At 74.1% G+C, this 16,967-nt stretch carries 14 protein-coding genes and 1 riboswitch; of the genes, 6 read left to right on the top strand and 8 right to left on the bottom strand.

The features are described from left to right. Window positions 1–33 precede the first annotated feature (33 nt). The 8 genes from PS467_RS11150 to PS467_RS11115 form a co-directional block, all read right to left on the bottom strand. Window positions 34–534 carry a cobalamin biosynthesis protein gene (locus PS467_RS11150; RefSeq protein ID WP_311035136.1) on the bottom strand — a complete coding sequence of 167 codons (501 nt, stop codon included), beginning with the start codon at window positions 532–534 and terminating at the stop codon, window positions 34–36. 54 nt (window positions 535–588) lie between these two features. Next, window positions 589–2,031, bottom strand: coding sequence for a cobyrinic acid a,c-diamide synthase CobB (locus PS467_RS11145; RefSeq protein WP_311035135.1), 1,443 nt, complete (start codon window positions 2,029–2,031; stop codon window positions 589–591). Next, a complete protein-coding gene (cobO, locus tag PS467_RS11140; protein ID WP_311035134.1) occupies window positions 2,025–2,621 on the bottom strand; it encodes a cob(I)yrinic acid a,c-diamide adenosyltransferase in 597 nt (198 codons plus the stop codon). The genes PS467_RS11145 and cobO overlap by 7 nt, the downstream gene beginning before the upstream one ends. Next, on the bottom strand, window positions 2,621–4,732 hold the full coding sequence (locus PS467_RS11135; protein WP_432280733.1) for a putative cobaltochelatase: 2,112 nt from the start codon (window positions 4,730–4,732) through the stop codon (window positions 2,621–2,623). Before PS467_RS11135 ends, cobO begins: the two co-directional genes overlap by 1 nt. A gap of 88 nt (window positions 4,733–4,820) precedes the next feature. Next, window positions 4,821–6,428, bottom strand: a complete 1,608-nt coding sequence (locus PS467_RS11130) for a cobyric acid synthase (protein WP_311035132.1) — start codon at window positions 6,426–6,428, stop codon at window positions 4,821–4,823. After that, window positions 6,425–7,408 carry a cobalamin biosynthesis protein gene (locus tag PS467_RS11125; protein ID WP_311035131.1) on the bottom strand — a complete coding sequence of 328 codons (984 nt, stop codon included), beginning with the start codon at window positions 7,406–7,408 and terminating at the stop codon, window positions 6,425–6,427. Before PS467_RS11125 ends, PS467_RS11130 begins: the two co-directional genes overlap by 4 nt. Before the next feature lie 201 nt (window positions 7,409–7,609). Then, a riboswitch (cobalamin riboswitch) is annotated at window positions 7,610–7,761 on the bottom strand. Window positions 7,762–7,951: 190 nt separating this feature from the next. Continuing rightward, window positions 7,952–8,200 (bottom strand): hypothetical protein, encoded by a 249-nt coding sequence (locus PS467_RS11120; protein ID WP_268971279.1) that lies wholly within the window; start codon window positions 8,198–8,200, stop codon window positions 7,952–7,954. A 13-nt stretch (window positions 8,201–8,213) separates the two neighbouring features. Then, complete coding sequence (locus PS467_RS11115) at window positions 8,214–9,548, bottom strand: inorganic phosphate transporter (protein ID WP_311035130.1); 1,335 nt, start codon at window positions 9,546–9,548, stop codon at window positions 8,214–8,216. Window positions 9,549–9,897: 349 nt separating this feature from the next. Between PS467_RS11115 and PS467_RS11110 the strand changes: the two genes are divergently transcribed. The 6 genes from PS467_RS11110 to PS467_RS11085 all read left to right on the top strand — a co-directional run bounded on the left by PS467_RS11110 (window position 9,898) and on the right by PS467_RS11085 (window position 16,885). Then, the gene (locus PS467_RS11110) at window positions 9,898–10,584 is read left to right on the top strand and encodes a class II aldolase/adducin family protein (RefSeq protein ID WP_311035129.1); all 687 of its coding nucleotides are present in this window, start codon (window positions 9,898–9,900) and stop codon (window positions 10,582–10,584) included. 180 nt (window positions 10,585–10,764) lie between these two features. Then, on the top strand, window positions 10,765–11,892 hold the full coding sequence (locus tag PS467_RS11105; protein WP_311035128.1) for an alpha/beta hydrolase: 1,128 nt from the start codon (window positions 10,765–10,767) through the stop codon (window positions 11,890–11,892). Window positions 11,893–12,069: 177 nt separating this feature from the next. Then, complete coding sequence (locus PS467_RS11100) at window positions 12,070–13,521, top strand: hypothetical protein (RefSeq protein ID WP_432280568.1); 1,452 nt, start codon at window positions 12,070–12,072, stop codon at window positions 13,519–13,521. A 235-nt stretch (window positions 13,522–13,756) separates the two neighbouring features. Next, a complete protein-coding gene (locus PS467_RS11095; protein WP_268971275.1) occupies window positions 13,757–15,355 on the top strand; it encodes an ABC-F family ATP-binding cassette domain-containing protein in 1,599 nt (532 codons plus the stop codon). A 395-nt stretch (window positions 15,356–15,750) separates the two neighbouring features. After that, the gene (locus PS467_RS11090; RefSeq protein ID WP_009718933.1) at window positions 15,751–15,972 is read left to right on the top strand and encodes a helix-turn-helix domain-containing protein; all 222 of its coding nucleotides are present in this window, start codon (window positions 15,751–15,753) and stop codon (window positions 15,970–15,972) included. A 133-nt stretch (window positions 15,973–16,105) separates the two neighbouring features. Beyond that, window positions 16,106–16,885, top strand: coding sequence for an enoyl-CoA hydratase/isomerase family protein (locus PS467_RS11085; protein WP_311035127.1), 780 nt, complete (start codon window positions 16,106–16,108; stop codon window positions 16,883–16,885). The last annotated feature ends 82 nt before the right edge of the window (window positions 16,886–16,967 follow it).

The raw sequence follows: 16,967 nt of genomic DNA, 5'->3' as shown, positions 1-16,967 counted from the left end.
AGCGGGGACAGCGGGCCGTTCCGCCCCGAGACGTTACTGACCTGAGCCGGGGCGGTCGACGGCAGGTCCTCGCTGCCCGCTCCGCGCGGATGGGACGCCCACCGGACGGCGGGCGACGGCGCACGTGGCCATCGCGGGGCGGCCGTGCGGCGCGGACTTCCGTTTGGGCACGAGCAGTTCGCCTCCCGGACCGGCGGCCAGCAGCGCGGCCGCCTCGGCGACCCCGGCCGTGCCCACGGCGGTGAGCGCCGCCGCGGACGGATGCGGCACCTCGACCGCGGCCAGCGCCTCCGCCGGGTAACCGCGCAACGGCACCCCGAGCCGTCCGGCCGCCGTCAGCAGCCCGGCCTCCTCGGCCTTGGCCGCCACCGTGGCCAACTCGGCCACGTCGCGCGGTGCCAGGCCCGCCTCCGCCAAAGTCGCCTCGACCAGCCCGATCACCTCGCCGGCGGACACCCCCCGGCTCGCCCCGACCCCGACTACGAGCGGTGACCCCGGCAGCGGGCGGGCCGTGACCCGGCCGATGACCTCCACCTCAGCTCACCGTCTCCGTTCACCGCCTCCGTTCACTCGCCGTAGGGCACACATCTAGGGCACACATCTGTCGACGAACCGGGCCGCCGCCCCCGGGATCGAGGCCCAGTGCACATGCAGATAGGAGGCGTGCACCTCTCCCTGCGCGAAGCCCTCGGTGCGACGCTCCGGGTGGACGAGCCCCCAGGCGGGCTCCGGCCCCGCTCCGGGTTCGATGGCGGTGCGGTGGAACTCGTGGCCGCGCACCCGCGTCCCCGCGGCGGCGAGGGAGGTGTCGGAGACGGCCACCGCCTCACGGTAGCCCAGCGTCAGACGTTCCGACATCCGCGCTTCGGCGGCCAGCACCCCGCACATCGGCTCCCCGTCCAGCGAACGCGCCAGATACAGCAGCCCGGCGCATTCGGCGGCGATGGGCGCGCCGGACGCGGCGAGTTGGGCGACGGCGGCGCGCAGCGGCTCGTTCGCGGACAACTCGGGAGCGTAGACCTCCGGGAACCCGCCGCCGATCACCAGACCGCCGGTGCCCTCCGGGAGGCGCTCGTCCCGCAGCGGATCGAAGGGGACGACCCGCGCCCCGGCCGCCGTCAGCAGCTCGGTGTGCTCCGCGTACGAGAAGGTGAACGCGGCCCCGCCCGCCACGGCGACCACCGGCCGCGCCTCTCGTCCGGCCGGGCCCCCGGCGCCGGGGGCGGGCCCCGTCGCCCGGCGGATCTCCTCCTCCGGATCCCAGACCGGCCCGGACAGGGGCGGCGCGCTGCGCGCCAGGGCCAGCAGCCCGTCGAGATCGCAGCCCTCCCGCACCCGGGCGGCCAGCACGGCCACCGAATCGACCGCCTCCGCATGGCGCTCGGCCACCGGCACCAGACCCAGATGACGGCTCGGCGCCCGCACCGCCCGCGTCCGGCGCAGCGCGCCGAACACCGGCACCCCGCAGCCCTCCAGCGCCTCGCGCAGCATCGTCTCGTGGCGGTCCGAACCGACCTTGTTGAGGATCACCCCCGCGACCCGGACCTCGGGGTCCCAGGACGCGAAGCCGTGCACCAGCGCGGCCACCGACCGGGACTGCGACGACGCGTCCACGACCAGGACCACCGGCGCCCGCAGCAGCTTGGCCACATGCGCCGTCGAGGCCAGCTCGCCCTGCCCGGCCGCCCCGTCGAACAGGCCCATCACCCCTTCCACCAGGGCCAGATCGCAGCCCGCCGACCCATGCAGGAACAGCGGGGCGATCCGCTGCGGACCGCACAGATAGGCATCCAGATTCCGGCCCGGCCGCGCTCCCCGGGCCCGGGACCGGCCGGCCGAGGAGGCGGCCGAGGAGGCCGCCGAGGAGATGGCGAGCGCGTGATAGCCAGGGTCGATGTAGTCCGGGCCGACCTTGTGCGGAGACACGTCCAGACCGCGCTCCGCGAAGGCGGCCATCAGCCCCGCGGTGACCGTCGTCTTCCCGCTGCCGGAGGCGGGCGCGGCGATCACCAGGCGCGGGACACTCACCACTCGATGCCTCGCTGACCCTTCTGGCCGGCGTCCATCGGATGCTTGATCTTGGACATGTCGGTGACCAGATCGGCGAAGTCCAGCAGCTGAGCCGGTGCGTTACGCCCCGTGATGACGACGTGCTGCGTCCCGGGCCGGTCCCGGAGCACCGACACCACCTCGTCGGGATCCACCCAGCCCCAGTGCATCGGATACGCGAACTCGTCCAGCACATACAGCCGGTATGTCTCCGCCGCGAGATCGCGCTTGACCTGCTCCCAGCCCTCGCGTGCGGCCTCCTCGCTGGAAGCCATGTCGCGCTGGACCCACGACCAGCCCTCGCCCATCTTGTGCCATGCGACGGTCCCCCCTTCGCCCGAGTCGCCGAGGACGCGCAGCGCACGCTCCTCACCGACCCGCCATTTCGCGGACTTTACAAACTGGAATACACCGACCGGCCAGTTTTGGTTCCACGCCCGCAGCGCCAGCCCGAACGCCGCAGTCGACTTGCCCTTGCCCTGACCCGTGTGGACGAGCACCAGCGGGCGGTTGCGGCGCTGGCGGGTGGTGAGCCCGTCGTCCGGGACGACGGTCGGTTGTCCTTGCGGCATCAGGCGGCCCTCCGTGTGTTCGATACGGTCCGTACGTCGCGCACCAGCTCGGTCACGCTGTCCGCGCGCAGCTCGTCGAGTGTCACCCGCGTGCCCCGCAGCTCGCGGGCGAGCGCCCCCGCCAGCCCCAGCCGCACCGGCCCCGACTCGCAGTCCACGACCACCGAGGCGACCCCGTCGCCCGCGAGCATCCGCGCCGCGCGCCCGGCCCGCTCGACCGGCGTGGACCCGCCGGCCCGCCTCGCCTCCGTGGCCCGCCCGTCGGTCACCACGACCAGCAGCGGGCGGCGCGAGGGATCGCGCAGCCGCTCCACCCGCAGCACCTCCCGCGCCTTCAACAGCCCGGCCGCCAGCGGCGTGCGGCCGCCCGTCGGCAGCCGCTCCAGCCGCGCCGCGGCCGCGTCCACCGACGAGGTGGGCGGCAGCGCCAGTTCGGCGTCCGCGCCCCGGAAGGTGATCAGCCCGACCTTGTCCCGCCGCTGGTAGGCGTCCAGCAGCAGCGACAGCACCGCCCCCTTGATCGTGCTCATCCGCTTCCGCGCGGCCATCGACCCCGACGCGTCCACCACGAACAGCACGAGATTGCCCTCCCGGCCCTCGCGCACCGCCTCGCGCAGATCGTCACGGCGCACCAGCAGCCCGGGGCCGCGCCGCCCGCGCGCCCGCTGATGCGGGGCGGCCGCCCGGACGGTCGCCGTCAGATGCAGCGCGGACAGCGCCCCCCGCGGGCGGCGCGCCCCGGTGGTGCGGCCGTGCGCGCTGCGGGCGCGCGAGCGCCGCCCGGCCGCGCCCTCGCCCAGCCCGGGGACGTCGAGACGCCGGGTCCGGAACGGCTCGGCGGCGCCCACGGCCGCCCGCTCGCCGCCGGCACCGCCCGTGCCGCCGCCCGCACCGTCGTCCGCTTCGGCCGCGCGGTCGGCCGCCTCGTGCTCACCCGTGCGCTGGCCGGGGACGGACGGCTCGGGTTCGGGAGCGGCGGGCGGCGCCTGTTCCCGCGCTCCCTCCGCCGCGCCCTCCTGGGGGCGGCCTCCGGGGTCGTCGGGGCCGCCCGGCCCGTCCGGTCCGCGGCCGCCCGGCCCGTCGTCGGGGCTTTCGGGTCCCTCCGGGCCGGGGTCCGGATCCGGGTCCGGGTCGTCCTCCTCGAACCGGCGCAGGATCTCGTCGAGTTTGTTCTCGTCGAGCCCCGGCGCGTCGAACGGAGCCCGCCGCCGGCGGTGGGGGAGCGACAGCAGCGCCGCCCCCCGTACGTCCTCGGTCCGCACATCGGTGCGCCCCGCCCAGGCGGCCAGCGCGGTCGCCGTACGGGCCGTCACGATGTCCGCGCGCATTCCGTCCACCTCGAACCCGGCGCACACCGCCGCGATCTGCCGCAGCGCGCGGTCGCCCGGACGCACCCGCGGCAGCAGGGCGCGCGCCGCGGCTATGCGCTCCCGCAGGGCGTCCTCGTCCGCCGCCCAGCGCGCCGCGAATCCCTCGGGGTCCTCGTCGTACGCCAGCCGTCGCCGCACCACCTCGACCCGCTCCTCGGTGTCCCGGGACGCCGCGACCTCCACCGTGAGGCCGAAGCGGTCCAGCAACTGCGGCCGCAGCTCGCCCTCCTCGGGGTTCATGGTGCCCACCAGGAGGAAGCGCGCCGCATGCCGTACGGACACCCCCTCGCGCTCCACATAGGAGGCGCCCATGGCGGCCGCGTCGAGCAGCAGGTCGATCAGATGGTCGTGCAGCAGATTGACCTCGTCGACGTAGAGCACTCCGCGGTGGGCGTCAGCGAGCAGCCCGGGTTCGAACGCCTTGACCCCCTCCGACAGCGCGCGCTCGATGTCCAGCGCGCCGACCAGCCGGTCCTCGGAAGCGCCCACGGGCAGCTCGACCATCCGCGCGGGGCGCGCCTCGCCCGTGGCCGGCTCATGGGGCCCGTCCGGGCAGGACGGGTCGGGCGCGGCCGGGTCGCAGGAGAACCGGCACCCGGCCACCACGTCCACCTCGGGCAGCAGCGCGGCGATCGCCCTTACGGCGGTGCTCTTGGCCGTGCCCTTCTCCCCGCGCACCAGGACGCCGCCCACGGCGGGCGAGACGGCGTTGAGGAGCAGGGCGAGCCGCAGACCGTCCATGCCGACGATCGCGCTGAAGGGGTAGGTGGTGGTCACGCGGCGATACCTCCTGGGGTGGATGGGCGGTCGGTGTCGGTGTGTCGGGTCGTCACGCCGTTCCCCCCGGCGCTCCCGGAGGGACGAAGGGCAGCCCGTCCGGCACACCCTCCTCGATGAGCCGCAGCAGCGCGTCGGTGTCGGCGTGCTCCTCGATCAGGTCCCCGAGACGGTCGAGCTGCTCCTCCCGCAGCTCGCCGAAGCGGGTGTCCGGCGCCGGGACGAACGCCCGGCCCGCCGCGTCGGCCACCCGCCGCAGGAACGCCCGCCGGAAGCCGTCGCTCTCCAGCGAGCCGTGCCAGTGCGTGCCCCACACCGAGCCCACCCGGCAGCCGTCCAGGAAGGGCTCGTCGGCCCCGTCGAGCAGCTCGGCGACCCCGTGGTGGATCTCGTAGCCCGCCACCCGCTCACCGAGCGCCTCGCCCACCGGCCGGGCCAGGGTCTTCTCGGCCGCGAACCGCACCCTTACCGGCAGCAGCCCGAGCCCGGCGACCGTCCCGGCCTTCGACTCGACCTCGTCCTCGATGCGTTCCCCGAGCGCCTGGAAACCGCCGCAGATGCCCAGTACCGGACGGCCCTCTGCGGCCCGCCGGGCGATCGCCTCGGCGAGCCCGCGCTCCCGCAGCCACTCCAGCGCCCGCACCGTGCCCCGGGTGCCCGGCAGCACCACCAGATCGGCGTCGGCCAGCTCCTCGGGCCGGTCCACGAACCGCACGATCACACCCGGTTCGGCGGCCAGCGCGTCCACGTCCGTGAAGTTGGACATCAGCGGCACGGCGGCCACCGCGACGCGCAGCACGTCCGCACCGTAAGGGGGCGCCACGACGCTCTCCCGCACCGCGCCGCGCAGCGACACCCGCAGCCCGTCCTCCTCGTCGATCCCCAGCCCGTGGGCGAACGGGAGCACCCCGACGGTCGGGCGGCCGGTGAGGTCGCGCAGCATCTCCAGACCGGGCTCCAGGAGGCTCACATCGCCGCGGAACTTGTTCACCAGATAGGCGGCCACATGCCGCTGGTCCGCCGCCGACAGCAGCGCGGTCGTGCCGAAGAAGGACGCGAAGACGCCACCGCGGTCGATGTCCCCGACCACCACGACCGGAAGCCCCGCGGCCCGCGCCAGCCCCAGGTTGACGATGTCGGTGCGGCGCAGATTGATCTCGGCCGGACTGCCCGCGCCCTCGCAGATCACCGCGTCATGGGTGCGCCGCAGCTCCTCCAGGCACTCGGTGACGGTCCCCAGCAGCGCCTCCCTGCCCCCCGCGTACGGACTCTCCCCGGACGACGGCGCCCCGGACTTCCCGAAGTACCCGCGGGCGCTCATCTCGCCCACCGGCTTGCCCAGCAGCACCACTTGGCTGCTGCGGTCGCCGCCCGGCTTCAGCAGGACCGGGTTCATCAGCGCGCTCGGCTCGACGCGCGCGGCGGCCGCCTGCATGGCCTGCGCCCGCCCGATCTCCGCCCCCTCCCGGGTCACGAAGGAGTTCAGCGACATGTTCTGCGCCTTGAAGGGCGCCACGCTGACGCCCTTACGGGCGAGCCACCGGCAGATCCCGGCCGTCACGACACTCTTGCCCGCGTCGGAGGTCGTACCCGCGACCAGCAGCCCCCCGCCCCGTGCCCCGGGAGCGCCCGTGCCGCCCTTACCGCGTATCCCGCTCATCCACCGCCCCTTCCAGCGGCCCGCGGCCGCCCCGTCAACGCCCGGACGGCCGGCCGGGCCGCCACGGACACACCGAGCGCCAGGAGGCCGACGCGCCGCGACAGCCGTATCGCCCGCTCGATGTCGGCCGCCGCCACCGGCCGCCCGCCGGAGTTGAGCACCGGCCGGTGCTCGACCCGGCCGCCGTAGGCGAGGGTGCCGCCCAGCCGTACGCCGAGCGCCCCCGCGAAGGATGCCTCCACCGGTCCCGCGTTGGGGCTCGGATGGCGCCGGCCGTCGCGCCGCCAGGCGCGCCACGCGCCGCGCGGATCGGGGCCCGCGAGGGTCGTCATGGCCGCCGTAAGCCGCGCACCGGGCCAGCCGGCCACATCGTCCACACGGGCCGCCGCCCAGCCGAACCGCCGGTAGCGCGGCGACTTGTGACCCACCATGGCGTCCAGGGTGTTGACGGCGCGGAAGCCGATGAGCCCCGGCACCCCGCCCACGGCCCCCCACACCAGCGCGCCCACGACGGCGTCGGACGTGTTCTCGGCGACCGATTCGACGACCGCGCGGGCGATCTGCGGCCCGTCCAGCGCCTGCGGATCGCGGCCGCACAGATGCGGCAGCCGCTCCCGGGCGCCCTCGAGGTCGCCCGCGGCCAGCGCCCCGCCGACGGCCCGTGCCTCACGGCCCAGCGTCGTACCGCCCAGCACGGCCCAGGTGGCGGCAGCGGTCAGCGCCGCCTGCGCGCCGCGGCGGCCGCCCAGGGCCCGTACGGCGCGGGTCAGCAGCGCGGCACCGGCGGCCGCGCCGCCCGCGCACAACGCGGTGTGCAGGGCCCCGTAACCGCGGTGGTCACGCCACAGCCGGCGCTCGGCGGCCGCGGCGGCGCGCCCGAAAGCGGCCACCGGGTGGCCGCGGCGCGGATCGCCCACGGCAAGATCAGCGAGGAAGCCGAGGGCCGCGCCGCACGCGAAGGAGGCGTGGTCGGCAGCCATCCGTCAGGCCGCCGTCATGCCCCGGCGCGGGGACACGCCGACCGAGCCGACCGAGCAGCCGGTGCGGCTGGTAAGGACAAGACGGGTGGGCAAGACAGGGCAGCCGGAGTGGACCGAGGGGGCTGGCGGCGTGGCGGTGCCGGGCATGGCGGTTTGTCCTCACTCAGGGTCCTCGCCCTGGTTCGACGTGACCGGCGGTGAGAGTCTCCTGGCTCCCGGATCCGCGGCCCTCCCGGTCTTCCAGCCCGTGCACGGAACGAACCGTACGGATGAGCCGTGACCCCATGCAGGCGATGGGAGGGCGCTCCCCGGTGACAGTGGCGGGACCGCGCCGGATTCTCACCGGCTTCCTCTCCTGCCGCCGTTTGGCTCGGGAAGTCCACCATGGGCCGCGAATGGCCGTCAACTCGCATATGACCCAGGACGCCCGAGTGTGCCGAGGCCCACAGCGACCGCCGCACACGGAACGGCCGCCGGAGGGACGGCGCTGGTCAGCGCCACCGTCCGGCGGCCGGTGGGTCGATGAGGACGCGGGTGGGGTCCTCAGCCGACGATCAGATAGATGCCGTACGCCACGACCGCGGCGCACACCGCGAAACAGGCGTACGCGCCGGTGCGCGCGAGCGCGGAGGCGTCGGCCGCACCACCCGGCACGGCGGCCGTGTCGCCCTGCTCCGGCCGCGTCTTGCGGGACGTCCCGACGATACCCAGGGTGAAGACGCCCACCATGCCGACCGTCACCACGAGGCTGACGCCGAAGACCTGGCCGAGTGCCGCCCAGTCGATGTCCATGTTTGCCGGCTCCTTACGGGGTGGTGCTGCTCGCCGCGGCGGCGGGCGTGGGGATGTTCTCGGACGTGGTCTCCGGGGCGCCGGTCCCGGAGGCGGTTCCCCCGGTCTTCCCGGAGACCTCGGGGACCTCGGAGCTTGCCGAAACGGAAGCGGAATCCGCCGGGCCGGCAGGCGCCACCGGACCCGCGGGCGGCGGGGCCACGGACCGCAGGGCGGCCGTGACGGCGCCGACCGGCTCCTGGCTGCCGACCTCGTTGACGTTGGTGTGGTCCACGGGCTTGCGGCGCGAGAGCGCCCAGATCGCCCCGCAGGCCAGGACGGCGAGCACGGCGACCGCCGTGATCCCCGCGTTCCCCTGGTCGGCCAGCAGCGCGGCGCCACCCGCCACCAGACCGGCGGCCGGCAGGGTCAGCACCCAGGCGATCACCATGCGGCCCGCGGTCGACCAGCGCACCACGGCGCCCTTACGGCCGACACCCGCGCCCATGACGGCGCCGGAGCAGACCTGGGTGGTGGACAGCGCGAAGCCGAGGTGGGAGGAGGCGAGGATGACGGTCGCGGCGCCGGTCTGGGCGGCGAAGCCCTGCGGCGGCTGGATGTCGGTGATGCCCTTACCCATGGTGCGGATGATGCGCCAGCCGCCCAGGTAGGTGCCGAGCGCGATGGCCAGGCCCGCCGAGACGATGACCCACAGCGGCGGGTCGGAGTCGGGCGCCACCACGCCTCCGGTGACCAGCGCCAGGGTGATCACGCCCATCGTCTTCTGGGCGTCGTTGGTGCCGTGGGCCAGGGAGACCAGGGCGGCCGAGGCGATCTGCCCGGCGCGGTAGCCCTTCGCGGTGTCCTCCGGGGCGCGGTCGCGGCCGAGCCGGTAGGTGAGCCGGGTGGCGGCCACCGTGGCGATGCCGGCCACGACCGGCGCGGCGACGGCGGGGATCAGGACCTTCATGACGATCGCGTCGCCGTTGACCCCGTCCAGGCCGGCGGAGACCACGGTGGCGCCGATGAGGCCGCCGAACAGGGCGTGCGAGGAGCTGGAGGGGAGTCCGGCGAGCCAGGTCACCAGATTCCACAGGATCGCGCCGACCAGTCCAGCGAAGATCACTTCGGGTCGGATACCGGAATCCTCATCGATGATCCCGCCGGAGATGGTCTTGGCCACCTCCACGGACAGGAACGCGCCGACGAGGTTGAGGACGGCCGACATCGCCACTGCCACCCTGGGACCGAGTGCTCCCGTGGAGATGGTGGTGGCCATGGCGTTGGCCGTGTCGTGGAAGCCGTTCGTGAAGTCGAACACCAAGGCCGTGACGATCACGATCCCGATGAGAAGCGTGATGTGTTCCATACACCCGGTCAATCAGTTCGAAGGTCGGTAGTGCCTCGGTGAACGTAGGGAAGCATGGTGAACGGAAGATGAACTGAGTCAGGCGTGGGGATGACGTGGTTGCGGGCGTGCTAATACGCAGTGAATTCGAGCCTACTCTCCTGTGTCGCAAGGGAGTTGGGTGACGATCGAGCACTCCTGAGGCGGCCCGTGGCCCGACCGCGCGGCCACCCGCCGTTCACCCTCCGCCGCCCACCCGGGCCGGCTGTCCACGAGGCGCGACCGTAGGCGCCCGGCGAGCCCGTTCCGGCCCCGCCGCCGCCCGGCCTCCGGGCGCCTGGGAGGATCGGGCCAACGGAGGTGAGGACAGGTGACACAGTCGCAATCCCCACGGCGGCCGCAGCCGCGGTTGACCCACCCCCTGCGGCAGGCATGGGCGCAGGTGGTGCGCACGGCCCGCAGGACCACCGCGGACGGCCTGGTCGTCGGTACCTCGGGCAATGTCTCGGCCCGGGTCGGCGACACCGTCCTGGTGACCCCCAGCGGCGTCCCGTACGACCGGCTCGGCCCCCGGGACGCCGTCGCCGTCGATCTCGACGGACAGCAGGTCCTCGGGACGCTCCGGCCCACCAGCGAGCTGCCCATGCACCTCGCCGTCTACCGCGAGACCGACGCCCAGGCCGTGGTCCACACCCACGCCGTCCACGCCACGGCCGTCTCCACGCTCGTCGACGAGCTCCCCGCGATCCACTACATGACCGCCGCCCTCGGCGGCCCGGTCCGGGTCGCCGCCTACGCGCTCTACGGAACGGACGAACTGGCCGCCGCCATGATCGAGGCGCTGCGCGACCGCAGCGGCTGTCTGCTGCGCAACCACGGCACCGTCGTCCACGGCGCCACCCTGGACCAGGCGTACGACCGCACCGCCCAGCTCGAATGGATGTGCCAGGTCTGGCTGGCCGCGGCCTCCGTCCCCGGCCGCACCCCCTCCCTGATCCCGCCGGACGAGATGCGGCGGGCCGCGGAGAAGCTGAGCGGCTACGGCCAGCCGCGCTGAGCCCGCGGCGCGCCCGGCCCGGGTCGTACGGACATCCGGCCGGTCCCGCCCGGTCCTGCCCGTATCGGTCACCCGACCCCGTACGGTCACCCGGCCGGGCACGTCCGGTCCCGGCCCGCCGGTCACCCGGCGAGGCACGCCCGCTGGCCAGAGGCCGCCTCCCCGCCCACACTGGGAGGGATGCGTCTGCGCACAACGGCGGTTGCGGCCGCCACCACCCTGCTGAGTGTCGGCGCGGCCGCGGTGGCGGCCGGACGGTACGCCACCGACGCTGCGCTGAAACCGGGCCCCGGCCGCCCGCTGCCCAACGAGCCGCCGCTGACCGTGCACGCGACCGCGGCCGGCCAGATCACCCTGACCCGCTCCCTCGCCACGCTGCGCCCCGGCACCTACGGCCTCACCGGCCGCTCCTGCCACGCCGTCGTCGGCCCCGTCATCGAGGACGCCCCGCGCGGCGCCGACTGCGTCGTACGCCGCCTGGAGCGGGTCGCCCACGGCGATCTGACCCCCGGCACCCGGGTGCGGCTGACCCCCCAGGTGCACATCGGCAATCCGCGGGACGCGCTCGGCATCGACCACGCCGACGTCGAGGTGTCCGGCGAACTCGGTCCGCTGCCCGCCTGGTTCGTCCCCGGCGAACGCTCCACGTGGGTGATCACCACCCATGGCCTCGGCACCACCCGTGAGCACCCTATGGTCGTCATGCCCTTCCTGCGGCAGCTGCGGGTGCCGGTGCTCGACCTCGCCTACCGCGGGGACCCCGGCGCCCCCCGCCCCGAGGGCGGCATATCCCACCTCGGCGACACCGAGTGGCGCGACCTGGAGGCGGCCATCCGCTACGCGGTGGGCTACGGGGCGACCGGGATCGTGCTGCACGGCTGGTCCATCGGCGCATCCATGGCGCTCCACACGGCCGCGAACTCCGTGCTGCGGCACCACGTCCGCGGCATCGTCCTGGACTCCCCGGTGCTCGACTGGCAGGCCACCCTGCGCGCCCTCGCCACGGCCCGCCGCATCCCCGCCCCCCTGCTTCCGCTCGCCCTGCGGGCCGCCGAGGGGCGCACCGGACTCCACGACAGCAGGCTTCCGGAGGTGGCCGACCCCGAGCGGCTGTCCGTGCCCACGCTGATCGCCCACGGCCCCGACGACACCCTCGCGCCCTGGCACGTCTCGCGTGAACTCGCCGACCGCCGACGCGATCTGGTCACCCTTCACACGGTGCGGCAGGCCCCGCACGCGGCCATGTGGAACGCTGACCCCCAGGGGTACGAAGAGGTCCTGCGGCGCTTTTTGACGCCGTTCCTCTAGCGCCTGGGAAGCGATCCGTGCGATCCGTAAGGCGACCGCGGAAGGGCGTGCGAGGCGGCGCGGGAGGCGTTCGCGCGGCGGAGACGGAAGCGTCCGTAAGGTGACGCGCGCCGTTCGCGGCGACCGCCGGACGGGTGCCGATTGGGCTTTCGGGCCGTCAACGGCGAGACTGCTCCCGTGACGTCCCGTACTCCGCGCGACTCCCGGCTCCGACTCGTCCGCAACCGGCCGATGGCCACCGCCCGCCGGCCCGCGGTGAACCGCGGCTCAAGACCGGCGCCCCGCCCGCCCGAGGGCACTCCGCCCCCGGCGGAGCTGGCCCGGAGAGCCAGGGCGGGGCTCACCGGGGCCGTGGCGATCGCCCATTGGGCCGCGGCCGAGCACGGCGCGCCCGGCGCGCTGTCCGACGAGGCCGCCGCCCGCGCCGCGGCGGCGCTCGGACTGAGCCCGCAGGAGGTGCGGAGCGACTGGGACCGCGCCCGCCTCATCGGCCTCATCGAGCACCACGCGGGCACCACCCGCCCCGGCTGGCGGCTCCAGGCGTGGGACCGCGACGACAGCGCGGTGCTGCGCGGCTGGGTCGCGCTCCTCGACGCGTGGTCCCTGGCCTGCCCCGCCCCGGCCACGGCCGAGCCGACGGCGGTCGCGGAGGTCGTCGAGGCCGTACCGCAGCTGCTGTCCCTGCTCCAGCTCTCGGCGGGCCCCGTGCCGATCGCCACCCTGCTGGACATGCTCCGGCAGCGGGTCGCCGAGCTGCGCACCGAGCGGTGCGAGGTTCCCCAGGAGGCCGCCGAGGCCCGGGAGCCCGCCAACGGCGCCGAGGGCGCCCATGACGCCGAGGACGCCGCCACCCTGGAGGGGCTGCTCGACTGGGCCCTGGACGCCCTCTCGTCCGTCGGGGCGCTCACCGTGCGGGAGGGACCCGAAGACGGCCCTGAGGGCGCGGGGAGCGCGGCGGACGGCGCCGAGGGCGACCGCCGCGAGGCCGTGCTCACCGCGCTCGGCAACTGGGCGGTGTGGGTCAAGCTCGAGCAGATCTGCGTCGCCGCCCAGAGCCCGGCCGGGAACATCGAGCAGCCCGCCGCCGACATGCTGCGCGGCTGCGCGGGCCTGACCCCGGGCCCCGCCCGCGCCGAGTACCGGGCCTGGCTGGCCGCCCGCCCGGTCGGCAGCGCCGTCACCGAGCTCATCGACGCGGCGCGCGGCGACGACGCACTGCTGCGCGGGCTCGCCTTCGAGGCGCTGCGCGTCGTCGGGGCGCCCGCCGAGCCCGCCGTACGGGCCGTCGTCGACGAATCGTGCCTGCGGCCGTACGCGCTTCTGTGGCTCGCCGAGCACGAGGGGGCCGACCCGGACGATGCGCTGGACGCGCTCACCCGCGAGGAGGCCACCTGGCTGTGGGTGGACACCGCCGCGGCCATCTCCGACCACGGGGAGAGCCCGCTGCTCGTCCGCCACCTGGAGTCCGCCGTCCAGGGCACCGTGCCCGCGCTGCTGGAGGAGGTACGTGCCGTGGGCCACCCCCGCACCGTGCAGGTCCTGGTGGCGCTGGCCGCCGCCCACCCCGATCCGGCCCTGGCCAAGGCGGTGCGCCGGGCGGCTTTCCAGGTGCACACGGGCGGCGCCTGAGGGGAGCGGCCGCCGGGGGAGAGGGGAGTGGCCCGCGGGGAGCGGGCAGCGGGGGGAACCGCGGAAAAATCGACTTGCCCGCCCCGCTAAACTGTCCGCATGGCAATTCTCCTCGTGCATTAGACGGCGTCGGCCCGCCCGCCCGTCGCTCGCCTCCACCCCTGTACGGCGCGCTGCGCGCGGCCCCCTTTTGACGCGTCCCGTCCGCCGTCCGTTCTGCCCAGGAGTAATTTCCGTGATCACCGCCTCCGGCGTCGAGCTGCGTGCCGGCGCCCGCGTCCTCATCGAGTCCGCCTCCTTCCGCATCGCCAAGGGCGACCGCGTCGGCCTCGTCGGCCGCAACGGCGCGGGCAAGACCACGCTCACCAAGTGTCTGGCCGGTGAGGGCATCCCGGCCTCCGGCACGATCACCCGCTCCGGTCAGGTCGGCTACCTCCCGCAGGACCCGCGCACCGGCGACCTCGACGTCCTCGCCCGCGACCGCATCCTCTCGGCCCGCGACCTCGACTCCGTGCTCCGTAAGATGCGCGAGAACGAGGACCGGATGGCCAACGGCAAGGGCGCCACCCGCGAGCGCGCGATGAAGAAGTACGAGCGCCTGGAGACCGAGTTCCTCACCAAGGGCGGATACGCCGCCGAGGCGGAGGCCGCGACCATCGCGGCCAGTCTCGGGCTGCCGGACCGGGTGCTCGGCCAGCCGCTCCATACGCTCTCCGGCGGTCAGCGGCGCCGGGTCGAGCTGGCCCGGATCCTCTTCTCGGACTCCGACATCCTGCTGCTGGACGAGCCCACCAACCACCTCGACGCCGACTCGATCAGCTGGCTGCGGGACTACCTCAAGACCTACAGCGGCGGTTTCATCGTCATCTCCCACGACGTCGACCTCGTCGAGACGGTCGTCAACAAGGTCTTCTACCTCGACGCCAACCGCTCGGTGATCGACATCTACAACATGGGCTGGAAGCTCTACCAGGCCCAGCGCGAGGCCGACGAGAAGCGGCGCAAACGCGAGCGCGCCAACGCCGAGAAGAAGGCCGCGGCGCTCAACGCCCAGGCCGACAAGATGCGCGCCAAGGCGACCAAGACCGTGGCCGCCCAGAACATGGCCCGCCGCGCCGAGAAGCTGCTGGCCGGTCTGGAGGAGGTCCGTCAGTCCGACAAGGTCGCCAAGCTCCGCTTCCCCGACCCGGCCCCGTGCGGCAAGACCCCGCTGACCGCGGAGGGGCTGTCGAAGTCGTACGGCTCCCTGGAGATCTTCACCGATGTGAACCTGGCCGTCGACAAGGGCTCCCGGGTCGTCATCCTCGGGCTGAACGGCGCCGGTAAGACGACCCTGCTGCGGCTGCTGGCCGGGGTCGAGAAGCCGGACACCGGTGCGGTGACCCCTGGCCACGGGCTGAAGCTGGGCTATTACGCGCAGGAGCACGAGACGCTGGACCCGGACCGCACCGTCCTGGAGAACATGCGCTCCGCCGCCCCGGACCTGGACCTCGTCGACATCCGTAAGACGCTCGGGTCGTTCCTGTTCTCCGGCGACGACGTGGACAAGCCGGCCGGGGTGCTCTCCGGTGGTGAGAAGACCCGGCTCGCGCTGGCCACCCTCGTGGTCTCCTCGGCCAATGTGCTGCTCCTGGACGAGCCCACCAACAACCTCGACCCGGCCAGCCGTGAGGAGATCCTCGGCGCGCTGCGCACCTTCGCCGGTGCGGTGGTCCTGGTGACCCACGACGAGGGCGCCGTCGACGCGCTACAGCCGGAGCGGATCATCCTGCTTCCGGACGGGGTCGAGGACCTGTGGGGCGAGGAGTACGCGGACCTCGTGGCGCTCGCCTGAGGCCGTCCCAAGGGCCCGGTTTCGCCGGACGCCGTGGCAAGAGCCCGGTTCCTCCGGCCCCGTACCCTTCCGATAGATCATTCGGCCTAGGCGTGATCCATCATCTGAGTGAGAACGGCTGGTATCGCGGCGCGTCGCGGGCCACCGGCGCACGCGGCGTGCCGTGCGCCGGTCTGGATCTCTCCGACCTTGCTCACGTATGCCCTGACCTGCCTCTTCGCCGGTGAACACGAAAGAGTGTCAGGTCGAACAGCACCGGAATCCTTGCTTCCGAAGGTCCTCGTGCCGCGATTTCAAGCAATCCTTCATCCACAGACCTTGCCGAATGGGTGGCCAGGAAGCCCTATAGGGGTGATCATGAGAGTCCAGAGCGCACTTCCCATGAGGAGGCACGGGTGGCCGAGACTCTGAAGAAGGGCAGCCGGGTGACCGGCGCCGCGCGCGAAAAGCTCGCGGCAGACCTGAAGAAGAAGTACGACTCCGGTGCGAGCATCCGGGCGCTGGCCGAGGAGACCGGCCGTTCCTATGGATTCGTTCACCGGATGCTCAGCGAATCCGGAGTTTCCCTACGGGGACGCGGCGGTGCCACACGGGGCAAGAAGGCCGCCTCGGCCTGATCGCGCCCGCCGGCTCCGCCAGGACCAGCACGACCAGCAGGTATGGACAGGGGTGCCACCCGGCTGACCGTCGGTTCGGCCGGGTGGTTACTGTGCAGTCACTTGTACTGACCGCACTCGACCGGAGGCCCCTGTGACCCTGCTCGACAAGGACGGCGTTCGGCTCACCGTCGATGACACGGTCGCCACGGTGACCCTGACCAACCCGGCGAAGCGCAACGCCCAGTCGCCCGCTGTGTGGCGGGCGCTGGCCGAGGCGGGAAAGCTGGTGCCGGGCACCGTGCGCGTGGTGGTGCTGCGCGCCGAGGGCAAGTCCTTCTCGGCGGGTCTGGACCGGCAGGCGTTCACGCCCGAGGGATTCGACGGCGAGCCGTCGTTCCGCGACCTGGCGCGCGGCTCCGACAGCGAACTGGACGCCACGATCGCCGAGTACCAGCAGGCGTTCACCTGGTGGCGGCGGAACGACATCGTGTCGGTCGCCGCCGTCCAGGGCCATGCCATCGGGGCCGGATTCCAGCTCGCACTCGCCTGTGACCTGCGGATCTGTGCGGACGACGCACAGTTCGCCATGCGCGAGACCAGCCTCGGACTGGTGCCGGACCTCACCGGCACCCATCCGCTGGTCGGCCTCGTGGGGTATGCGCGGGCGCTGGAGATCTGCGCCACCGGGCGCTTCGTCCATGCCGAGGAGGCCGAGCGGACCGGGCTCGCCAACCTCGTGGTGCCCGCCGCCGAACTCGACGGCGCGGTCCAGGACCTGGCGGCGGCCCTCCTCGCCGCGCCGCGCGACGCCGTGATCGAGACCAAGGCGCTGCTGCGGGGTGCCGTGGACCGCACCTACGAGGAGCAGCGCGCCGCCGAGCGCGCCGCCCAGGCCCGCCGACTGCGCGACCTGGTCGGATTGGCGGACTGACGGCACGGGTCGGCGGACCGACGGCGCCGGCCGGACGGTGAGTGCCCCGGACGGTGAGTGCCGGTGCGTGGCGGTGACGAAG

It is taken from the genome of Streptomyces luomodiensis (genome assembly GCF_031679605.1).
GTDB lineage: Bacteria > Actinomycetota > Actinomycetes > Streptomycetales > Streptomycetaceae > Streptomyces > Streptomyces luomodiensis.
The sequence above is the reverse complement of the archived record's forward strand: the minus strand, read 5'-3'. Positions and strand labels throughout refer to the sequence as shown.

What these genes read in the sequence shown, in the direction of transcription:
- PS467_RS11105 (WP_311035128.1), top strand. Translation starts at nt 10,765, where the DNA reads ATGCGTCTGCGCACAACGGCGGTTGCGGCCGCCACCACCCTGCTGAGT.
- cobO (WP_311035134.1), bottom strand. Translation starts at nt 2,621, where the DNA reads ATGCCGCAAGGACAACCGACCGTCGTCCCGGACGACGGGCTCACCACC.
- PS467_RS11135 (WP_432280733.1), bottom strand. Translation starts at nt 4,732, where the DNA reads ATGGACGGTCTGCGGCTCGCCCTGCTCCTCAACGCCGTCTCGCCCGCC.
- PS467_RS11120 (WP_268971279.1), bottom strand. Translation starts at nt 8,200, where the DNA reads ATGGACATCGACTGGGCGGCACTCGGCCAGGTCTTCGGCGTCAGCCTC.
- PS467_RS11130 (WP_311035132.1), bottom strand. Translation starts at nt 6,428, where the DNA reads ATGAGCGGGATACGCGGTAAGGGCGGCACGGGCGCTCCCGGGGCACGG.
- PS467_RS11125 (WP_311035131.1), bottom strand. Translation starts at nt 7,408, where the DNA reads ATGGCTGCCGACCACGCCTCCTTCGCGTGCGGCGCGGCCCTCGGCTTC.
- PS467_RS11115 (WP_311035130.1), bottom strand. Translation starts at nt 9,548, where the DNA reads ATGGAACACATCACGCTTCTCATCGGGATCGTGATCGTCACGGCCTTG.